Source organism: Acinetobacter sp. TUM15064, from assembly GCF_008980265.1.
Taxonomy (GTDB): domain Bacteria; phylum Pseudomonadota; class Gammaproteobacteria; order Pseudomonadales; family Moraxellaceae; genus Acinetobacter.
The window spans coordinates 23,124-43,377 of the sequence record NZ_BKFU01000020.1 but is presented as its reverse complement, the minus strand read 5'-3'; the positions used below and the strand labels follow the sequence as shown (position 1 = coordinate 43,377).

At 40.5% G+C, this 20,254-nt stretch carries 19 protein-coding genes; 11 read left to right on the top strand and 8 right to left on the bottom strand.

Going from position 1 to position 20,254, the window contains the following annotated elements; all coding sequences use genetic code 11:
• Nucleotides 1-403: 403 nt before the first annotated feature.
• The 6 genes from GBI16_RS08300 to rpsB form a co-directional block, all read right to left on the bottom strand.
• Nucleotides 404-721: an AzlD domain-containing protein gene (locus GBI16_RS08300; protein WP_151706897.1), complete on the bottom strand. Its 318-nt coding sequence runs from the start codon at nucleotides 719-721 to the stop codon at nucleotides 404-406.
• A 2-nt stretch (nucleotides 722-723) separates the two neighbouring features.
• Complete coding sequence (locus GBI16_RS08295; protein WP_171494549.1) at nucleotides 724-1,413, bottom strand: AzlC family ABC transporter permease; 690 nt, start codon at nucleotides 1,411-1,413, stop codon at nucleotides 724-726.
• A gap of 81 nt (nucleotides 1,414-1,494) precedes the next feature.
• Nucleotides 1,495-2,328 carry an AraC family transcriptional regulator gene (locus GBI16_RS08290; protein WP_151706895.1) on the bottom strand — a complete coding sequence of 278 codons (834 nt, stop codon included), beginning with the start codon at nucleotides 2,326-2,328 and terminating at the stop codon, nucleotides 1,495-1,497.
• Between the two features lie 68 nt (nucleotides 2,329-2,396).
• Entirely contained in the window at nucleotides 2,397-2,891 is a 495-nt protein-coding gene (locus GBI16_RS08285) for a DUF3465 domain-containing protein (protein ID WP_151706894.1), read from the bottom strand.
• Between the two features lie 77 nt (nucleotides 2,892-2,968).
• Complete coding sequence (tsf, locus tag GBI16_RS08280; protein ID WP_086207970.1) at nucleotides 2,969-3,844, bottom strand: translation elongation factor Ts; 876 nt, start codon at nucleotides 3,842-3,844, stop codon at nucleotides 2,969-2,971.
• 142 nt (nucleotides 3,845-3,986) lie between these two features.
• The gene (gene rpsB / locus GBI16_RS08275) at nucleotides 3,987-4,733 is read right to left on the bottom strand and encodes a 30S ribosomal protein S2 (protein WP_086207971.1); all 747 of its coding nucleotides are present in this window, start codon (nucleotides 4,731-4,733) and stop codon (nucleotides 3,987-3,989) included.
• Between the two features lie 207 nt (nucleotides 4,734-4,940).
• Here rpsB and map point away from each other — a divergent pair, with 207 nt between their 5' ends.
• From map to GBI16_RS08245, 7 genes are all read left to right on the top strand, one after another.
• The gene (gene map / locus GBI16_RS08270) at nucleotides 4,941-5,768 is read left to right on the top strand and encodes a type I methionyl aminopeptidase (protein ID WP_086207972.1); all 828 of its coding nucleotides are present in this window, start codon (nucleotides 4,941-4,943) and stop codon (nucleotides 5,766-5,768) included.
• A 327-nt stretch (nucleotides 5,769-6,095) separates the two neighbouring features.
• Nucleotides 6,096-7,154 (top strand): OmpW family protein, encoded by a 1,059-nt coding sequence (locus tag GBI16_RS08265; RefSeq protein WP_110974517.1) that lies wholly within the window; start codon nucleotides 6,096-6,098, stop codon nucleotides 7,152-7,154.
• 414 nt (nucleotides 7,155-7,568) lie between these two features.
• Nucleotides 7,569-8,918, top strand: coding sequence for an MFS transporter (locus tag GBI16_RS08260; protein WP_086207974.1), 1,350 nt, complete (start codon nucleotides 7,569-7,571; stop codon nucleotides 8,916-8,918).
• 89 nt (nucleotides 8,919-9,007) lie between these two features.
• On the top strand, nucleotides 9,008-10,222 hold the full coding sequence (locus tag GBI16_RS08255; RefSeq protein WP_086207975.1) for an alginate export family protein: 1,215 nt from the start codon (nucleotides 9,008-9,010) through the stop codon (nucleotides 10,220-10,222).
• 330 nt (nucleotides 10,223-10,552) lie between these two features.
• A complete protein-coding gene (locus GBI16_RS08250) occupies nucleotides 10,553-11,761 on the top strand; it encodes an MFS transporter (protein WP_151706893.1) in 1,209 nt (402 codons plus the stop codon).
• Nucleotides 11,754-11,888, top strand: a complete 135-nt coding sequence (locus tag GBI16_RS19040) for a hypothetical protein (protein WP_265735888.1) — start codon at nucleotides 11,754-11,756, stop codon at nucleotides 11,886-11,888. The genes GBI16_RS08250 and GBI16_RS19040 overlap by 8 nt, the downstream gene beginning before the upstream one ends.
• Before the next feature lie 159 nt (nucleotides 11,889-12,047).
• The gene (locus GBI16_RS08245) at nucleotides 12,048-13,004 is read left to right on the top strand and encodes a TauD/TfdA family dioxygenase (RefSeq protein WP_151706892.1); all 957 of its coding nucleotides are present in this window, start codon (nucleotides 12,048-12,050) and stop codon (nucleotides 13,002-13,004) included.
• A gap of 422 nt (nucleotides 13,005-13,426) precedes the next feature.
• Here GBI16_RS08245 and serC read toward each other — a convergent pair whose 3' ends face one another.
• Nucleotides 13,427-14,506, bottom strand: a complete 1,080-nt coding sequence (gene serC, locus GBI16_RS08240; RefSeq protein ID WP_086207978.1) for a 3-phosphoserine/phosphohydroxythreonine transaminase — start codon at nucleotides 14,504-14,506, stop codon at nucleotides 13,427-13,429.
• Between the two features lie 428 nt (nucleotides 14,507-14,934).
• On the opposite strand from serC, the gene GBI16_RS08235 reads away from it, so the two are divergent.
• Genes GBI16_RS08235 through GBI16_RS08220 form a run of 4 tightly spaced genes read left to right on the top strand, consistent with a single transcriptional unit; the run spans nucleotide 14,935 to nucleotide 19,753 of the window.
• Complete coding sequence (locus tag GBI16_RS08235; RefSeq protein ID WP_228267825.1) at nucleotides 14,935-16,365, top strand: TolC family protein; 1,431 nt, start codon at nucleotides 14,935-14,937, stop codon at nucleotides 16,363-16,365.
• A gap of 21 nt (nucleotides 16,366-16,386) precedes the next feature.
• Nucleotides 16,387-17,538, top strand: a complete 1,152-nt coding sequence (locus GBI16_RS08230; protein ID WP_151706890.1) for an HlyD family secretion protein — start codon at nucleotides 16,387-16,389, stop codon at nucleotides 17,536-17,538.
• A complete protein-coding gene (locus GBI16_RS08225) occupies nucleotides 17,538-18,668 on the top strand; it encodes an ABC transporter permease (RefSeq protein WP_086207981.1) in 1,131 nt (376 codons plus the stop codon). Before GBI16_RS08230 ends, GBI16_RS08225 begins: the two co-directional genes overlap by 1 nt.
• Entirely contained in the window at nucleotides 18,665-19,753 is a 1,089-nt protein-coding gene (locus GBI16_RS08220) for an ABC transporter permease (RefSeq protein WP_151706889.1), read from the top strand. The genes GBI16_RS08225 and GBI16_RS08220 overlap by 4 nt, the downstream gene beginning before the upstream one ends.
• 33 nt (nucleotides 19,754-19,786) lie before the next feature.
• On the opposite strand, the gene GBI16_RS08215 is transcribed toward GBI16_RS08220, so the two are convergent.
• Nucleotides 19,787-20,230, bottom strand: a complete 444-nt coding sequence (locus GBI16_RS08215; protein WP_119063211.1) for a DUF3887 domain-containing protein — start codon at nucleotides 20,228-20,230, stop codon at nucleotides 19,787-19,789.
• Between the last annotated feature and the right edge of the window lie 24 nt (nucleotides 20,231-20,254).

The window sequence follows — 20,254 nt, the reverse complement described above, 5'->3', positions numbered from 1 at the left end:
ATTTGTATATTCAAAGCTATTTTTCATCCACTTTGAAGCGTGATTTTATCTATTCTCTAATTCAGAGCTATTTAACAAATTCGCATGTGAATTCAGCTTCTTTTTTACGATATGGCAGGTGTTATAGCTCTACTGATTTTTGTATAAATAGAAGCATTTTATGCTCACAAACGCTAAAGAAAATGCTGTTCTTTCTTCAAAGTTCTCAAACAACCCCTCATTTGCTCAATTTTCAATATTTTCATATTCCCAATCAAAGCTACGTCAAATTGCTAAACAGTGTAAAAATCGCAAACAGTGCGCATTTAGAGCAATACAAATTTAAAAGCGATGAAAAAGATCAAACTCTTGCACTTTTTCATCCTTTTTTCGGTCTTTTATGGGTCGATTTACGCATGAATGACTAAAAATCGAATAACAGATTCAGACCATAAAAAAACCCCAAACTCAGCATAATACTGAGCAATAACTTTCTGCTCAAAAGGGTGATCAACAAGGTAAAAATTGCCCCATAAAAATAGCTATTTTGAAATATCCCTTTCCACTGTGAACCCTCAAAAAAAACCAGTGGCAAACAAATCGAAACCATGAGACAAGGCGCTGCATATTTCAGCATGTGTGTCGCAAATTTAGGCAGTCGAATTTGAGTTTTAGGCTCTAAAAATAAATACCGATTAAAAAAAGTCACACAAGTTAAGCTAAAAACAAATAACCAAGTCATCTTCAGCACTCCGAACGATCAAACATCGCAGCAACCCACATACCTGTAAAACCGGCTAACAAGATGGCTGATTTCACACCCAACCAACTCAACAGCAAAACAGAGAGTGATGATGCAATGACACCGTAAATTGCAGCTCTATTTCGGATCAGCATTACCGCCATCACCAAGAACACCACCACTATTGAAAACTCCAAATGTAGATTTGAAAGATCAGGCACTGTATTTGCAAGCAGTATGCCGACTAAACTAAACCCTACCCAACAGACATAAAAACTGAATCCTGCCCCCAACATATAAGCATAAGATGGCTTTTGTTTTAGCATTGCGGTGGCGTAGAGTTCATCGGTCAGCAAAAAACCAATACTGAGTCTCCGGCTTAATGACCATGGCTTCACCTCTTCTCTTAAACTCAACGCATAAATAAAATGCTGACTAGTCAGAAAAAATACCGTCAAAATAATGCTCAGCAAAGATGCACCTGTCATCAGCATACTCAAGCTGACCAATTGAGCAGCACCAGCAAATACCAAAGCTGACATTCCCACAGCTTGCATCACACTCAATCCCGCATTAATCGCAGCTGAGCCAGCCAATATTCCCCATGGAATCACAGCAACAGACAGAGGTAGCATGTCCTGTACGCCCCGAAGAAAACTTAGACTTTGTGGTTGTATCGCTTGTTGTTGCATGAAAAACCCTATGATTTCTATCCATAGGAATTAATATGCAAGATTGAGGAAATGACTTTCTTGTATGAAATTGCTGTTATTTTAGATTTTATGTGCCATATATTGTGCTGGTGTACAGCCCAATGCCTTTTTAAAATGACGTGTGTAATGACTCTGATCGGAGAAGCCACACAATTGTGCTACTGTCGCAATCTCACAACCTTGTTTTAGCAAAGATAATGATTTACGTAAACGAAACTGTATCAACCATGCGTGAGGTGGAAGTCCAGTAAACTTTTTAAATTGACGTAGTAAATGCCAAGGGCTCATCCCCACCACAGCCGCCAACTCAGTAAGTTGGTGCTCTTTTTCTGGTTCGGCTTCGAGTAACTCCTGAATCAGCACGATCTTACGCTGCGCTTCAGGTAAATCTTTTAATGTTTTCCTAGACTGGCTATAACGACTTAATAAATATGCTAAAGTTGAAATATACAAACTCTGCTTGAACAGTATATTTTTAGGCTGCAATAACAAATCAAACAGTAAATTCAACTGCTCTGCCAGTCCCTCATCATGCACCACAGCTTGTGGAAACCACGGCATAGTACCAGTTTCATGAAAGAAATCCTGACTAATATCTTGAATCATTTCAGGGGTCGGATAAATTGCTCGATAACACCAACCTGTTTCAACAGCAGATGAACCCGTATGCACCTCATCCGCATTGACTAAAATAATATCGCCTTGCGGTGCAATATGCTGATTTCCTGTGCGTAAAAAAGATTGCGCACCTTCATCAATCAAACCAATGCAGTAGCCTTCGTGCGTGTGTTTTGAAAACTGAGTATGTTGATAGGAGGCTTTTAACATCTCAAGACCACCAAGTTCTTGAACATGATGATAATTTACAAATTCACTGGATCTGATTTTGTGCATGAGTTAGCTTCTCCTGAACCACTCAGCATACTGTGATTCAGTAAAACGTATAGAACAAAATTGCTCTATTACTGATAGGTTTTTCCTTGATGCTTTAACCAGCCATCCACATGACGTTGCTGTGGATCCCGATGCGTCCAGTGAATGACCCCACCTTTTTCAGTATATTCATATTCCCCATTAAAACTGACCGTATCCCCTTTTTGCAAACGATCAATTCTTGGAGCTAGATCAATATTATGCGCAACTAAAACTGTCATATAATTCGGCAACGCTAAAATAAACTTTTGATGACGAGAGCCATCATTGTCATCTTTCAGTACAGCCACCACTCGCCCTTGAGATTGAACTTGAACATTACTTTTTTGGTTTTGAAAGGCTTGAGCAATTTTTGCAGCATCATCAGACCCAGAGTTTTGCACTTCCCGATGTGTAGCCGATCTTTCTAGATTGGATGATGAAGTTGAAGTATTAAGCTGTTTTTCTTGAAGATCAATCCCAAAATATGCAGCAACCAAAACCACGATCACTGCACCAATACCTAGATTTGTTTTATTTGCCATGTATTTTTCCTTTATTTCGTTTTTATTGTATAAAAAAAGCCCCAATGGGGCTTTTTTTACTCAAAATAATTTTTCAATTATTTTGCAGCAGCTTGAGCAGCAGCAACTTCTTCAGCGAAAGAAAGTTCAGCTTTCTTCTCAATACCTTCACCCACTTCAAAGCGAACGAATTGAGCAACTGTAGTACCAGTTGACTTAAGCACATCAGAAACTTTTTTGTCGTTGTCGATAACGTACATTTGGTTCTCAAGTACAACTTCATTTAAGTACTTTTGAACTGAACCAGTGACCATTTTCTCAACGATGTTTGCAGGCTTACCAGATTCAATTGCTTTTGCTTCAGCAATTTCTTTTTCTTTAGCAATAAGCTCAGCAGATACGTCAGCTTCTGTTACAGCCACTGGGTTGAATGCAGCAACGTGCATTGCAATACCTTTACCAGTTGCAGCATCACCTGCGTAAGATACAACAACACCGATTCTTAGACCGTGTTTGTATACTGCAAGGTTGTCGCCTTCAACGATTGTTGCACGACGAACTTGGATGTTTTCACCGATTTTTTGAACAAGAGCGATACGCGCTTCTTCTACAGTTACGCCATCTGCAAGTTTCAATTCAGCAATTTTAGCAGCATCAGTTTCACCAGCAGCTAACGCAGCAGCAGCAACTTGAGCAGAGAAACCAGCAAAGTTTTCGTCTTTAGCAACGAAGTCAGTTTGACAGTTTACTTCCAAAAGGATTGCTTTATTGCCTTCTTGAGCAATTGTGATTGCACCGTCAGCTGCAATGTTACCTGCTTTTTTAGCCGCTTTAGCTTGACCAGATTTACGAAGGTTATCAATCGCTAGCTCGATGTCACCATTCGCTTCTGTTAATGCTTTTTTACATTCCATCATTGCAAGACCAGTACGATCGCGCAATTCTTTAACCATGCTTGCTGTAACTGCAGTCATGTCAATCTCCTAAAATACGGTAGAAAATGAATTCTTTTTAGAACAGAAACGGCCCAGAGCTATCTCTTGGGCCGTCTGCATACATGACGCTTACTTTGCCACCATCACATGTCGCAAAAATGACAAGCTTACGTCAAACGCATTAAGCCTCAGAAGCAGGTGCTTCTTCGCCTTTAGCTTGTGCATTTGCTTGTGATTGAGCATATTCTTTACCAGCAAGAATCGCATCAGCCATAGCAGAAGCATAAAGAGTAACTGCACGGATCGCATCGTCGTTACCCGGAATAACGTAGTCTACGTTGTCTGGGTTAGAGTTTGTATCAACGATACCGATTACAGGAATACCAAGGTTTTTAGCTTCTTTGATTGCAATAGCTTCGTGATCAACGTCGATTACGAATAATGCGTCAGGTAAACCACCCATGTTCTTAACACCGCCTAAAGCGCGTTCAAGTTTTTCCATCTCACGAGTACGCTCTAAAGCTTCACGTTTAGTAAGCTTAGCGAAAGTACCATCTTGAGATTGAGTTTGAAGGTCTTTAAGACGGTTGATAGATTGGCGAAGTGTTTTCCAGTTCGTCAACATACCACCTAACCAACGGTGATCAACATAAGGTTGACCAGCACGTTGTGCTTGTTCACGGATGATGTTAGAAGCAGCACGTTTAGTACCAACAAACAATACTTTATTCTTTTTGCTAGCAAGGTTGTTAACAAAGTTCAAAGCATCATTTAACGCAGGAACAGTGTGCTCAAGGTTGATGATGTGAATTTTGTTACGCGCACCAAAGATGTATTGACGCATCTTTGGATTCCAGAAACGTGTTTGGTGACCGAAGTGTGCGCCTGCTTGAAGAAGGTCGCGCATGCTTACGTTGTAATCTGCCATTTTCTTTACCTTAAAGTTTGGGTTAGGCCTCCATATATCCGCATCCTCCACCCCAAAGGGCACCCAGAGAAATGTGTCGATATATGTGCGGATTTTTAAAGCCCATTCATCACTTTGACATAAATATATTCACGAAAAAGCATTTGATAAAATGGGCGGCTATTTATACCATAGTCACACACAAATTTCCAAAAGTTTTTAGAGATCATGAACAGTACTTACGAAGCACCCCGTCGACTCATCAAAAGCGCTGAAGACATCGAAAAGATGCGTGTCGCTGGACGACTGGCGGCTGAAGTCTTGGATATGATCAAGCCACATATTAAACCAGGTGTAACTACACTTGAGTTAGATACGATTTGTCACGATTATATTGTCAATAAACAAGACGCTATTCCAGCATGTTTAGGTTACGGCGCAGCGCCGGGTCGCCCTGCGTTCCAACATGTGATTTGTACTTCAGTAAACCATGTGGTCTGTCACGGCATTCCGTCAGATGCAAAAGTGTTGAAAAAAGGCGATATTTTAAATATTGATGTGACGGTTATTAAAGATGGTTTCCACGGCGATACCAACATGATGTACATCGTGGGTGGTGAAACCTCTATTCTTGCGAATCGGTTATGTAAAGTAGCACAAGAAGCGATGTACCGTGGAATAGCGACAGTGAAGCCAGGTTCGACCATTGGGGATATTGGTCATGCCATTCAACAATATGTCGAATCAGAGCGTTTTGGCGTGGTGCGTGAATACTGTGGTCACGGTATTGGGACTGTGTTCCATGACGAACCTCAAGTCTTACACTATGGTCAACCCAACTCAGGCATGATTTTAGAAGAAGGCATGACCTTTACCATTGAACCTATGGTCAATGGTGGTGACTGGAAAACCAAACTATTGGGCGATAAATGGACAGTCGTCACCAAAGATCATAGTTTGTCAGCACAATACGAGCATACCATTTTAGTGACTAAAACAGGCGCTGAAATCTTAACAGCGCGTCCTGAAGAAGATTTATCTCGTTTTCAAGCTTAAATGCTGTCATTGGCATGAAATACAATGCCGACTGTCAAAAAGACCACCACATGGTGGTCTTTTTTATGGCGGGTTAAACATTTTACTTTACATTTATTTCTTAATTTACAGCTAACTAGTTGCTGTAACACCTGAATATCCATGTTCAAACAGGATCAGTTTTCTGTAACAAAGCGTGCAACTAAGTAACACGATCACACAAATCTCATTTTGACATTCACAAATGTCAAAAACACATATCCTTTAAAAACAACAGCTTTATTCTAATTGCAAGCTTAATAATACGCTCTATAAAAACGAATAGCTCATTGGACATGGAGTCCCAAAATGAAAAAAACATTGCTTTGCGTAGCAACGTCTATTGCTACCTTACCTATACTCACGCATGCAGATTCACCTTATTTTAGTCTACAAGATGGTGATGGATTTAAACGTTTCTCTGTATCTGTCGGTGCTTTACATGTTATGCCACAAGGTAAAGCCCAACCCTTCCGTGTCAATACAGCCGTTAAAGAAGGTGAGACAGCAACAGTCGGAGATGTCCAATCCCAAACGGTAAAAGACAATTTAAAAGAGGGCTTTACCCCCTCACCAGTCTTACAAGTCGCTCTGAATACTTTAGATACCATTCCAAGTGCCTTGAGTGGCACAGCCGAAATTCACGGCCTAGAAAGTTGGGATAATCCGGGTACTGGTTTAGAAGCTGATGATGTTACAACGCTTGGCATCATGACCAACTACTTCTTTACCGATAATATTTCTTTTGAAATGAAAGCTGGGATTCCACCTAAAGTTGACTTACAAGGTAAAGGGAAAATTTATGCACCTTTTTCTGCGATAGCGAAACCCTTAGGCGGAGTGTTTGGAAACCTAGAACTTGAAAATGATATTTTCATTACTGACTTAGAAGCAAATGGTCCAGCAGCATCAGCACGTGCATGGACACCTGCTTTCGAGTTCCAATATCACTTTGGTAAAACGGGGGTAAATAAATTCCGCCCCTATGTTGGTGTTGGGTTGATGTACGCTTACTTTAATGAGTTGGAAATTAACCCGCAAACAGAGAAAGATCTCATTGCAGCAGGTCATATGATTGCCAATATTAAAGAAGGTAATGCAGGCGCATCACTTGAGGGTAAAACCAGTTCAGCGGACCCTAAAGTGGAGTTGGAAGCAACCGATGCTTTTGCTCCCATTGCAACCGTTGGTTTCACTTATGACTTTAATGATAAATGGTTTGCAGTGGGTTCTGTATCTTATGCCCATCTTAAAAATGAAACGACTATTACAGTAAAAGATGCCACGCATGGCGAGTTGATTAAATCAAAAGCAGATATCGAAATTAACCCGATTCTTGCCTATGCAGGCCTAGGTTATCGCTTCTAAGCTTACATATTTGAACCTCAAATACTCCATGAGGATTATGATGAATCATGGAGTGTTATGAAGATGCACATCATCAAATTATTTTAGAATATGCATTTTTATGATGCATTTTTATTGACCATTTTTTCATACGAATTATTTTTGATCATTAAATCACATCCACAAACTGTGATTAAGACACTCCCTCCCCCCAACGAAAATGTTTAAACATCCCACTAAAAACGCGTTCTATCGCCAATAAAGCCGATTTTTTTCATTTATTTTATGTGTTGGCATACTGTTTGCTTTTTAGACAACATGAGAAATCAACGTAGATTCCTCAACTATATAGACGGCCAAAGATGTCCGTTCTGATCGGTTTGCAAATTATCTTTTATTTGCAATCACTTTTACGTTCAGTTCAGGGGATGGCTTATGTCTTCAACAATTAATCGCGAAGCAAAAAAAGCAACACAAATAAAACTCTTTAGTTTCTCCACGCCAGCAATGCGCGCTTTCCATATGACTTGGCTTGCATTCTTTGTTTGTTTCTTCGCATGGTTTGCCTGTGCACCGCTGATGCCTGTGATTAAAGGCGAATTTAATTTAACCAAAGACCAAATCGCGAATATTAATATTGCTGCGGTTGCCATTACCATTCTAATCCGTCTTATTGTTGGTCCATTATGTGATAAATATGGCCCTAGAAAAACGTATACAGCACTTCTAATATTAGGCAGCATTCCTGTGTTTGGTGTTGCTTCTGCCAATACCTATGAATCATTTTTATTCTTCCGCTTGCTGATTGGTGCAATTGGAGCAAGTTTTGTTATTACCCAATACCATACTAGTGTGATGTTTGCACCCAACGTAGTAGGTACTGCAAATGCTGCGGCTGCTGGCTGGGGCAATGCAGGTGGAGGCGCAACTCAAGCATTAATGCCACTTATTCTGGGTGCAATCCTAATGTTTGGTGTTGAACAAGCAATGGGCTGGCGTATTGCCCTCCTTGTACCAGGGATCATGATGGTGATCGTTGGGATGCTGTATTGGAAATTTACTCAAGACTGTCCACAAGGGAACTTTAAAGAACTTCGCGCTCAAGGAATTGAAGTGGGTAGCGGTAAAAAAGGTGGAACAGCAATTTTACTTCAAGCTGCTCGTAACTACCGTGTATGGATCCTATTTGTATCGTATGGAGCATGTTTCGGTATTGAGATTTTCATCCACAATATTGCAGCAATGTACTATACCGATCACTTTAACATGGGCTTAAAAGAAGCAGGCTTAGCTGCTGGTATCTTTGGTTTACTTGCATTATTTGCACGCGCTTTAGGGGGTATCGTATCTGACAAAGTTGCTATCTCTAAAGGTCTAGATGGTCGCACTAAAGTACTATTCTTATTGGTTTTACTTGAAGGCTTATTCTTAATCGTATTCTCACAGATGAATACAGCAATGCTTGCCATTATTAGCATGACCGTTTTCGCCCTGTTTACCCACATGGCATGTGGTGCAACCTACGCTCTGGTTCCTTTCATTGATCGTGATGCTCTAGGTGGTGTAGCAGGCATTATTGGTGCTGGTGGTAACGTGGGTGCTGTTGCTGCAGGCTTCTTACTTAAAGGTGTATTAGATGTTCAGACTTGCCTGTTTATTTTAGGTGGTTTGGTCACTGTAGCTGCATTTAGCGTAATTCTAATTCGCTTCTCAGTTGAACATAAAGCAAAAGAAAAACAATTATTTGAACAAGCTGTCTTAGAACGCAATAGCCTCGCCTCTTAAACTTTCATGCCTTTTCTAGGGTGATGGTGAAGACACACCATCACCCTAACTTTCTAAACTTATCTTTAAAAAAAATCAGGGGAATTTCTATGAAATTACGTACTCTCTCTGCGCTTTCACTTGCCTGCATTTCAGCAACGACATCCTATGCAGCCGATAACTTTTTATCACAAACCAAGTTTTCACTAGACACGCGCTTACGCTATGAAATGGTAGATCAAGATAATAAACTTGATAACGCAGAAGCTTTTACTCTCCGCATTCGTCCTGCACTACAAACAGGCAGTTGGCATGGATTAAGCGGCTTTGTGCAAGGTGAAGGAACACTTGAACTTAATGATCATTTTAACAGTACACGTAATGCTGAAACAGGTTATAGCAGTGTACCTGACCCTGAAAACCTACAATTAAATCAGCTTTATTTAAAGTACGTTTATAGTCCTAAGGCCGATTTAACGGTTGGTCGTCAAGTAATTAATCTAGATAATCAACGTTTTGTGGGTTCTGTTGCATGGCGTCAAAACGACCAAACTTTCGATGCAGTCAGTTTAAATATTAAGCCAACACAACAGTTGGGCTTGTATTATGCATACATAGATCAGGTCAATACCATTTTTGGAAGTGAAGAGCCAAAGCCCAAATATGTAGCCGCTCAAGATGGCGAACAAGACAGTGAAATTCACTTAATTCAAGCCAAATTTAATTACAATCCACTATTGAATGCTACAGCTTATGGTTATTTCATGGATTTTGAAGACTTACCAGCGTGGTCAAATCAAACCTATGGTCTACGTTTAACAGGCAAAAATAAAAATTTACGTTATGTGGCTGAATATGCCAAACAATCTGAATATGCTGACCAACCAACATCTTATGATGCAGACTATTATACCTTCGAACTTGGCTATAACGTAGGTGCAGCTAAACCATTAGGTGAAATTGCAATTGGCTACGAAGTCCTCGGAAGTGATGACGGAAAAATTGGCTTTCAAACCCCTTTAGCAACGAAACATAAATTTAATGGTTGGACAGATGTTTTTCTCAATACACCTGCAAATGGTCTAACTGATTTGTACCTCAGCTCAAACCTTAATATTTTAAAGCAAGGCAAGCTAGGTACGGAATATCACCATTATCGTAGCGATGAAAAAAATATGGATTATGGACAAGAGTTTGCTGTGTCATTTACCCACCCTCTTCCACTCAAAGGTTTGTCCGCACTCGGCAAATTTTCAAGCTATCAAGCTGAAGACTATGGCGTAAATACCGATAAATTCTGGTTACAACTCGATTATAAATACTAATTTCATCTGAATATCGAGTTCTCATTCAATTTAATCCTTTGCCTACTTTTGTTTAGCCCAAAGTAGGCAAAGTCTCTGTTTAAACATGCACTACACATCTCATTTTCCTTTAGATGCACCACAGTTCTGTCTAGCTCAGTTTACAAATGAGATATGTAAGCATCTTTTCCCTTTGGAAGCAGGCTAATTGATACATTCAGGTCAGGGCAACTTCTACCTAATGACCCAAATTTTTTATAACACTTTTCAAATAATTCATTCAAATATCGAATTACTTCGATATATTACGTACAATAGCGACTATTCTTATCTTCATTGCGCATCTAACGTATGTCTCAGAGTCAATTTTCCAAACCTTTGATTTATATGCTCATTGGCAGTGCCATGATTTTGGCACTTTCACTCGGTGTTCGGCATGGTTTTGGACTCTACCTTGTTCCTATGAGCAATGAATTTGGTTGGGGACATAATGTTTTTAGTTTGGCTATTGCCATGCAAAACCTGATTTGGGGCGCTGCACAACCCTTTACAGGAGCCTTAGCTGATAAGTACGGGTCTAAAATTGTCGTAGCTATTGGTGGTGTTCTGTATACCATCGGATTACTCCTGATGGCGATCAGCTCCACAGGTTGGCTACTCAACCTAAGTGTCGGCCTTATTTTAGGTTTAGCATTATCTGCCACCTCTTTTTCGGTACTCTTGTCTGCGGTGGGGCGTGCTGCACCACCTGAAAAACGTAGCCTTGCTATGGGGATTGCCAGTGCAGCAGGTTCGTTTGGTCAGTTCATTATGCTGCCCTCCACTCTGCTTCTACTACAAAACTATGGCTGGTCGGCGGCATTGGTCGTGAGTGCCATTTTGATCGCATTTATTGTGCCCTTAGCCTGGATGCTCAAAGCCCCTGCTTTTGTTGTAGCCAATGCACCAACCAACCAAGTTCAACTCAGCTTTAAAGATATCCTCATCATTGCTAAAAACCATAAACCGTTTTGGTTTTTAGCACTCGGTTTTTTAGTATGTGGTTTCCAAGTTGTGTTTATTGGTATCCATTTACCTGGGTATTTGATTGATCATGGTTTTAATGCCACCACAGGAACAGTGTTCTTGGCATTGGTCGGTTTATTCAATATTGTCGGCACATATACCGCAGGTTGGCTAGGCGGTAAATATTCCAAACCGAAGTTACTCATGGGTTTATATGGGCTCCGTGGCATTGCGATTATTGCCTTCTTGTTGCTACCGCTGAGCACACTCACCATCTATAGCTTTGGCGTCGTGATGGGTTTATTATGGTTATCTACCGTACCTTTAACTAACGGTATTGTGGCCAATATGTTTGGTATTAAGTACCTGAGCATGTTGAGTGGTATTGTGTTCTTTACCCATCAAGTCGGTTCATTTTTCGGTGGCTGGCTAGGTGGTGTGAATCATGACGTTACAGGTAATTACGACTTGATTTGGTTGTTCTCTATCGCCCTGAGTGTGTTGGGTGTACTGGTACATTTCTTTGTCGATGAAAAGGCAGTTGTCCATGACTAATTCATTTTTATGGCTGAAGTGTAGTATTGGTCTTGCAATGGTTGCACTATTCGGCTTATCCATTGCTCTTTGGTTCAATACGCCAGACCTGTTTGAGTATTTTAATCAGGCATTTTGCGCACATTAAATCTGCACATTTTGAACTACATATTTCGTTTTAAATAAAAAGTAAAATAATCATTGCTTTAGCATTTTTCTCATAAGCTTAGAATTTCTTTTAATTTTAAGCTTGTACATATATTGACTACATTTTCTCTAGACCCCATATCTAGAGAAAATAATCAACATGACCGCATTAACCCAACTTTCACAAGCAATTCATGATGCCCCACGTTGGCATCAACCTGAACAATTTCAAAACCCAGAAGAAATACACATTATCCCACTTGCGAAAGAAGCCTTAGGCGCGGTGGTTTTGGGTTTAGATGCCCGTAAAGCCCAAGCAGGAGAAACCATCTATCGCTTAAAACAAGCTTTGGCTGAACACCTGATTTTAATTTTTAAAAATCAAACTCTGGATGATCTACAATATTTAGCCTTTGCCAGTTATTTTGGCTCTATTTTTCGCCCAAGTGCAGACAATCCGGTACTCGCCAGCCAGTCCGACACAGGCGTCCCCCCCGATGTGGTTCCTGTCTCTAATGCAGTTGGGCAAGGCGACTACACAGGTCACGGCGAACTCACCCCACATGCGGATCACCAGTGGACACCTCTTCCCTCTTTTGGCTCTCTGCTCTACGCCCTTGAGCTTCCTCGAGATGGCGGACAAACATCATGGTTCAATACCATCAAAGCCTATGATGCGCTTTCCGATGATGTCAAAAAACAAATCGACCAGCTACAGCTGATTACTTATAACCCATTCGTCCGTGCGCAGAGCAATACAGGCAATTCGGGTTATGCAGACTCACCTTATTATCGTTTTAAAGATCAACCGATTTTAGGGCATGCCTATCCACATCCTTTAGTCCGCACACATCCAGAATCTGGGCGAAAAGCACTTTGGTTAAATACGCGTTCGGAAGTTGAATTGGTCAATGTCAATGATACGACAGGCAGTGAATTGATTGCTGAACTTCGTGCGCACATATTGAAACCAGAGTTTCGTTATGAGCATCATTGGGAAACAGGTGATATTGTTTTTTGGGATAATCAAGTGACTTTGCACTCACGCCGCCCCTTTCCCGTCGATCAACGTCGCTTACTGAAACGGATTAGTCTTGCTGGTGGACGTCCGTACTAGGCAATACCTAAAAGGAATCATTCATTGGCATGACACTAAAATGTCACGATTCTTTTAGATAATGTGTGAAAAAACCAATAAAAAAAGCCCATCAAGCGATGTACGGCTGATCAGTAAATGCATTTACTGTTGGGCTATTCTCAACGGAGTCTTACTGTTCTAAATCAATTTTTGGAGTTCGTTCTGTTCTTTTGTTTAGCCAAATGAGAAGCGAAGCTTCGCAAGGAAAACATTTGTCATCCGCAAAACCTGTTCACTTGCGTCGTTTGAACAACTTTTGTTAAAAAAACAGCCCAAGCCAAAAGTTAGGCAGGTTGCAGATGACGCTTCCGCGTATCTGATAAAGTCTAAAAGAAAATGCCAATCAGTTTCTGAACTGACTGGCATTACAACTTTTAAGTTGGCTTTTATGGCTCTATGACTTAAGCATTGCGTTTCGCAAAGTCATCCATAAAGTTCACAAGTGCTTGAACGCCTTCTAATGGAACCGCGTTATAAATACTTGCGCGCATCCCACCAACTGAGCGGTGACCTGCAAGATTCAACAAATGGTTTTCTTCAGCTTCTTTAAGGAATAACTTCTCTAGATCAGGATTCGCCAAAGTAAATGGTACGTTCATAATCGAACGGTTTTGCACAGCAATTGGATTTGCATAGAAATCGCTTGAGTCAATATAACCATACAGCAGATTTGCTTTTGCAAGGTTCACTTTATGAATTGCTTCGACACCACCTTGTTCAAGCAACCACTCAAACACCAAACCAGATAAATACCATGCATAAGTTGATGGTGTATTTACCATTGAATCATTCTTCGCTTGTGAAGAATATTTCAAAATACTTGGAATTTCAGGTTTAGCTTGATCTAGCAGATCTTCACGAACAATCACTAAGGTTAAACCCGCAGGGCCAATGTTCTTCTGCGCACCTGCATAAATCATCCCAAATTGAGTAACATCAACTGGTGCAGACAAAATACTTGAAGAGAAATCTGAAACCAGTGGAGCATTAGCTTTTGGAACACTCGCAAACTGAAGACCGCCAATGGTTTCATTGTCTACATAGTGCACATAAGCCGCATCTTGGGACAAGTTCCAAGTGCTTGCGTCTGCAATCGCTAGTTTTCCATCAATCTGCGTGCCCGCTTCAACGACATTGATATCACCATAGCGCTGCGCTTCTTTCAACGCTTTTTCAGACCAAATTCCCGTATGAATATAATCCGCTTTGCTGTTTTTACCCAACAAGTTTAAAGGAATCGCAGAAAACTGAAGTGATGCTCCCCCTTGAAGGAACAATACCTTGTAATTTTCTGGAATGTTCATGAGTTTGCGTAAGTCTGCCTCTGCTTTTTCCGCAACTGCAACATAGTCTTTACTACGGTGACTCATTTCCATGATGGAAAGACCCTTGCCTTGCCAATCAAGAATTTCAGCTTGAGCTTTTTCTAAAACGGCAGTAGGTAATGCAGCAGGACCAGCACAGAAGTTGTACGCGCGCATGATTTTTCCTTTCAAAGTGAAACACAATAAAATGATGGCATTTAACCACAGATAGACGGGGCTTGCAGTAAATTCAACGGAAAAATTTCAATGTTGTCTCACCTTTACAGTCAAAAATTCAATCGAGATCAACACTCCAATTTTAACGAACCATAAGCCACATCCCCTACAGAAAGGTATCAGCCATTTATCTACGCCAAGGCAAATGCATTTATTTTGTGTAAAAATATCGCTAATCTATTGATATACATTTGCAAATTAAACAATTCAATAACTGAGTCAACATTCAGCATAACTAGATTATGCGTATAATGTGCAAAACATAGAAAAGAGTCGTGTCCATGCCACAAAGACTATCCAACATGCTTAACACACCGACCAACAAATTCTCATTGCGTATATCACTGCCATCAATCTTATCATTCAGCATGTTAGCTTTTAGTTTTGGCACTAACTCTACTGCTTTTGCAGCGTCCATCAGCTACCAGCAAGCTGAACAAAATGTGTTACAAGATTCTTATAGCACACAAGCCACTCAAGCCTTACAGCAAGCGTCAAAACTTGAAGCCGAAGCAGTGAAAGGCTTGGGGTTACCTCGTGTCGATCTGAACGTACGTGCTTATGCCTTTCATAATGAGCTTGATATACCGCTTGGAGCACTCAAAAATAATTTAGAACAAACACTGTCTGATGGTGTAGCCACACAAATTGATCAATGGCAAAATTCAAACCCTAATTTAGGCGATTTAAGCGGTCTACAACAAGGTATTGATCAGACCATCCATCAAGGCGTAGGACTGATTCCAGACAGTTCACAGGTCACTTTAGAAGATCAAGTCATTCGCCCGAGCATTTCAGCAATGATGCCACTTTATACAGGTGGATTAACCTCAAGTGCAAAACAAGTCGCCAACATTAAGGCCAAACGTAGCGAACTCAATACAAAACAACAGCAAGACCTACAACGCTTTGAATTGATTCAAGCCTATTTCAATGTTCAACTGCAACAGCAACTATTGAGCTCTAGTCAATATAATTTGCTGTCCATGCAAAAACATTACAACAATGCACTCAAGCTTGAACAACAAGGTTTTATCAGTAAAGGTCAACGCATGCAGTTTGAAGTGGCAAAAAACAATGCCCAGCGGAGTGAACAAGCGAGCCAATCCAATTTAAAAGCCAGTTTATTTCAACTGAATAATCTCTTACAAAGCAGCCAAATTACAGAATTAACCACACCATTGTTCATTAACAGTACACAAAATCAAGATTTGAATGCACTACTCAAATCGTATACAGATCACTCTGCTTTAGTACAGAAAATGCAAATGGATACGCAACTGGCTCAAGCCAATGTTAAGGTACAAAATGCCGCCAAAAAACCGCATATTTTTGCCTTCGGTGAATATAGTTTAGATGATAAAAACAACTGGATTATTGGTTTAGCCGCACAGTACAATCTGTTCTCAGGCATTGATAAAAATAAAAATGTCCAAGCAGCAGAGTTACAACGCTATGCTTCTGAATTGATGACAGCACGAACCAAGCAAGAAATTGAAAATGTAATTTATAAATCGTATAGCGAAGCCACCACAGCGCAGCAAAGTGATCAGCTATTGCAGCAAAATATAAAAGCAGCGCAAGAAAATTTACGTATACAAGAACTGTCCTTTAAAGAAGATATGGGTACCGCCACTCAGGTGATTGATGCACAAAACATGCTGAGTGCTCTAAAAGCAGAAACTGCACTCAACGCCTATAAATATGTCATGTCACTGGCAACATTATTACAGAGCCACGGTTCGATTGATCAATTTCAAACCTATCTTCTACAACCCAATACACGATTTATTCGTTAATTCTTTGATGAGAGCCATTTAATGAATCAAGATCAAAATCAGCCCGATCCACAAAAACCTGAAACAGTAGAAGATCAAATAGCGCCCTCACAAGATGAGTTAACAACAGAGCAACGAGAAGACCAAGCCCAGACTAAAATAAATCAGGATAATTCATCATCAGATACGACCGACACACATCAAAAGTCAAAAAGAATTAAAGTCGTCGGCACAGTAGCACTCATCCTAGTTTTGGGCGTAATTGCTTTTGGTCTTTGGAAAGCCTATCAACAACCTAAAACTGTTGATATTCAAGGCCGTGTTGAAGCTGAAACGCTTCATATAAGCACCAAAGTACCAAGCCGAATCGAAGAAATTTATGTGCATGATGGACAAAAGGTCACTAAAAACCAAGAACTCGTTCGACTGTACAGCCCAGAAGTTGATGCAAAAAAACAACAAGCTCTTGCCAGTTTACAAGCCGCTTTAGCACTACAATCCACCGCTGACCGTGGTTCTCAGGAAGAAAATATTGCCAGTTTGTATGCCAACTGGCAAGCGCTCAAAGCACAGCAAAACTTAGCGAAAACCACCTATCAACGTGGGGCTAACTTATACCAACAAGGTGTTATTTCACGCCAACGTCGTGATGAAATGCATGCTGCTGCTCAGTCTGCGACTCAAATGACAGAAGCGGCATATCAACAATATGAACGTGCACAGCGTGGCAGTACACCACAACAGAAAAGCTCAGCCGATGCACAAGTTCAAATTGCAAAAGCAGCAGTTGCAGAAGCGAATGCGCTTGAAGCCGAAACCAAACTACTCTCGCCAATTAATGGCACCGTATCTAAAACTTATGGTAAGCCTTCCGAGCTAGTAGCAATGGGTGTGCCGATTGTGAGTATTATTCAAGATCGCGAGCTTTGGGTGTCACTCAACGTTCGTGAAGACCAATATGCCAACATTTACCAAGCAAAACAAATTCAAGGCTTTATTCCAGCCTTAAACCTAAACGCCAACTTTGATATTAAAAGTATTGATGCCGAAGGTGAATTTGCAACCATTAAAACCACCCGTCAAACAGGGGGCTACGACATTCGCAGTTTTAAACTTCATTTAACCCCTGCCCAAGACATTCCTGACTTAAAAGTCGGCATGAGTGTGCTGTTTAAAGTCAAAGAGAGCAAATAATGCTAATTGGGCTACTGCGGGAACTGAATTATTTACTTAAACATAAGTGGGATTTATGTTTAGTTACGCTTGCCCCACTGTTTATTATCGTGTTGTTTTCCAGCATGTTTGCCCAAGGCAAGCCTGAACATTTGCCTATTGCAATTATTGACCAAGACCAAAGTGAGCTAAGCCAAAATATACAACGCTACTTAAGACTCAACCATACTTTAGATGTAGTCATCATCAGCGATCAAAACACAGAAGTCGAAAAGTTACTGAACCAAACCAAAATTTGGGGCTATGTCAGTATCCCCAATGGTGCCGAACAACGTTTTGTGCAAGCTAAAGATGCTGAAATAAGCATTGCCTATAACCAAAGTTACTTTAGTGTGGGTAACACCATTTCATCAGCCATGTTAGTCAGCACAGTTGAAGCCATGGCAGACTATGCTGGTGAAAGTTATTTAGAAAATATCACTCCTTACTTAGATATACCGACACCCCACGTTAAAGTCTCGACCTTATATAACCCAAACTTGAGTTATGAGTTCTATTTAGAACCTTTTATGATTCCTGCGATTTTGCATTTACTGCTCTGTTGCTGTGTCGCATTCTCAGTTGGTCAGGAATTTAAGTTCCAGACAGCACAAAATTGGCTAAACAAACAATCGGCTTTTACAGCTATTCTCTCTAAAAACCTGACCTATGTACTCATTTTTAGTCTTTGGACATGGGCTTGGATGTTTTGGTTAATCGAAATTCGTGGTTGGTTTGTTGCAGGTCAACTTTGGTTGATCATGCTGGCACAGCTTTTATTTTATAGTGCCTATGCCTTAATCAGTAGCAGCATTGTTTTAGCCACCAATAATTTATCTAAAACCTTTGGTTTAATTGCAGTCTATGGAGGCTCATCACTCAGTTTTGCAGGAGTGACCCTCCCCTTAAATAACGCTCCACTGTTTACCAAATTCTGGGCCAATATTATCCCTTATACACCCTATGCCAAACTACAAACCGAACAATGGGTCATTGGTAGCCCAATCAGCTCATCACTGTTGCCTTTATTCATTCTGATCCTTTATGTGGTCTTTTACGCTGTGACCTCTGTCCTACTGCTCAAAAAACGGATCAAAGGAGTAGCGTCATGAAGTTATTTTTGCACTATTACCTCAAGACATTTAAAGACATCATTGCCAATCAGTCGATTCTAACCACACTCATCCTCTCAGTGATTTTTTATAGTGTTTTCTATCCAACTGCCTACAAAGCACAACAAGCAGAAGCTTTGCCCATTATAATTGTGGATGAAGAGCAAAGTATTGTGACAAATAACATTATTCAACAGGTTTCGCTCAGTCCAAATGTTGAAGTTAAAGCTGTCACAGGCAATTTCCTTGAAGCTGAGAACATGATTAAACAGCAGCAAGCCGATGGCATTTTGCTTTTACCTGAGAATCTTTCCAATAGTCTTCGGCATGGAGAAGTCGGTGGAATTGGACTATATCTCAGTGCAGCAAATTTTTTAAAAACCAAGCAAATTGGATTAGGGCTCGCGACCTCAATTGAAAATGCTGTACGCGAGCATGTGGAAAAATTTGGTAATATCGCGCACTTCTCACCCGCTATTTCTATTCATCAAACACCGCTGTTTAACACCATGTCGGGCTACGGCAGCTATATTTTTCCAGCGATAGCCCCGTTGATTATTCATCAAACCATCGTGCTTGGTTTAGGCATGTTATTGGCTGGATATCGCGAACAAAAATGGCGACCAACGACAACTGAGTTTTTTGCTATTTTTTCAGCCATTTTGACCATTGGTATGCTCGGTTGTTTATATCTATTCGGTTTTGTTTACTGGATCAATGACTACCCACATGGAGGGAATTTTAGCGGCATGCTACTGGCTGTACCGATTTTTATAGGCTGTATCGTGGCTTTAGGCATGTTGATTTCAACATTTTTCGATATGCCTGAGCGTGCAGGACATGTCATTGTATTTACGTCTATTCCGCTATTTCTACTCTCAGGTACAGCATGGCCACATGCTGCAATGCCAACATGGATACAATATTTAGGTCACATTTTACCTTCCACCCAAGGGATTCAAATGTTTATCCAACTCAACCAAATGGGTGTACCAACTGCTCTTGTTCTCCCCAAACTCCTATACCTATTTGTGTTTGGTCTGGTATGTTCAGGTCTTGCCTATTGGCGTCTAAGACACCGCTAAACACCGATGCCTCAAATACTCTAGTCTCAGTTGTTAATCCGTTGAAGCCCCATAAAGTTTCACATCAAAACTACGAATTTTTGTACTTCCGCCTGCTTTGTCAAAACCAACATCATACTGAACTAGGTTTTTATTGCTATAAGCATATTCATACGTTACAGCATATAAGCTCGGTTTTTCTGTAGATTTCTCAATGTGTTTCGATACAATTTTTTGAGTCGTAATAGCTTGTTTAGGAATGGTTTTTGCGAACTTACGCATGTCTTTTTCATGAGTTTTAAATTCACGCTGTAACTCTGGCTCAAAATAAGTATAGAGCTGTGGAAAATCACCTCGAGTAAAAGCTTGATAGGCGTCTTGAGCCACTTTTTCCTGTACAGGACTCGGATTTGGAATTGAGTCTAATGCTTTTTGTCCCAATTTATCACAAGCTGTTAAAGCCAATGCACAGCCTAGTATCAATAATTTTAGCTTCATAATCTTTCCCAACAATCGCTGTAT

What these genes read in the sequence shown, in the direction of transcription:
- GBI16_RS08300 (WP_151706897.1), bottom strand. Translation starts at nt 721, where the DNA reads ATGACTTGGTTATTTGTTTTTAGCTTAACTTGTGTGACTTTTTTTAAT.
- GBI16_RS08295 (WP_171494549.1), bottom strand. Translation starts at nt 1,413, where the DNA reads ATGCAACAACAAGCGATACAACCACAAAGTCTAAGTTTTCTTCGGGGC.
- GBI16_RS08290 (WP_151706895.1), bottom strand. Translation starts at nt 2,328, where the DNA reads ATGCACAAAATCAGATCCAGTGAATTTGTAAATTATCATCATGTTCAA.
- GBI16_RS08285 (WP_151706894.1), bottom strand. Translation starts at nt 2,891, where the DNA reads ATGGCAAATAAAACAAATCTAGGTATTGGTGCAGTGATCGTGGTTTTG.
- tsf (WP_086207970.1), bottom strand. Translation starts at nt 3,844, where the DNA reads ATGACTGCAGTTACAGCAAGCATGGTTAAAGAATTGCGCGATCGTACT.
- rpsB (WP_086207971.1), bottom strand. Translation starts at nt 4,733, where the DNA reads ATGGCAGATTACAACGTAAGCATGCGCGACCTTCTTCAAGCAGGCGCA.
- map (WP_086207972.1), top strand. Translation starts at nt 4,941, where the DNA reads ATGAACAGTACTTACGAAGCACCCCGTCGACTCATCAAAAGCGCTGAA.
- GBI16_RS08265 (WP_110974517.1), top strand. Translation starts at nt 6,096, where the DNA reads ATGAAAAAAACATTGCTTTGCGTAGCAACGTCTATTGCTACCTTACCT.
- GBI16_RS08260 (WP_086207974.1), top strand. Translation starts at nt 7,569, where the DNA reads ATGTCTTCAACAATTAATCGCGAAGCAAAAAAAGCAACACAAATAAAA.
- GBI16_RS08255 (WP_086207975.1), top strand. Translation starts at nt 9,008, where the DNA reads ATGAAATTACGTACTCTCTCTGCGCTTTCACTTGCCTGCATTTCAGCA.
- GBI16_RS08250 (WP_151706893.1), top strand. Translation starts at nt 10,553, where the DNA reads ATGTCTCAGAGTCAATTTTCCAAACCTTTGATTTATATGCTCATTGGC.
- GBI16_RS19040 (WP_265735888.1), top strand. Translation starts at nt 11,754, where the DNA reads ATGACTAATTCATTTTTATGGCTGAAGTGTAGTATTGGTCTTGCAATG.
- GBI16_RS08245 (WP_151706892.1), top strand. Translation starts at nt 12,048, where the DNA reads ATGACCGCATTAACCCAACTTTCACAAGCAATTCATGATGCCCCACGT.
- serC (WP_086207978.1), bottom strand. Translation starts at nt 14,506, where the DNA reads ATGCGCGCGTACAACTTCTGTGCTGGTCCTGCTGCATTACCTACTGCC.
- GBI16_RS08235 (WP_228267825.1), top strand. Translation starts at nt 14,935, where the DNA reads ATGTTAGCTTTTAGTTTTGGCACTAACTCTACTGCTTTTGCAGCGTCC.
- GBI16_RS08230 (WP_151706890.1), top strand. Translation starts at nt 16,387, where the DNA reads ATGAATCAAGATCAAAATCAGCCCGATCCACAAAAACCTGAAACAGTA.
- GBI16_RS08225 (WP_086207981.1), top strand. Translation starts at nt 17,538, where the DNA reads ATGCTAATTGGGCTACTGCGGGAACTGAATTATTTACTTAAACATAAG.
- GBI16_RS08220 (WP_151706889.1), top strand. Translation starts at nt 18,665, where the DNA reads ATGAAGTTATTTTTGCACTATTACCTCAAGACATTTAAAGACATCATT.
- GBI16_RS08215 (WP_119063211.1), bottom strand. Translation starts at nt 20,230, where the DNA reads ATGAAGCTAAAATTATTGATACTAGGCTGTGCATTGGCTTTAACAGCT.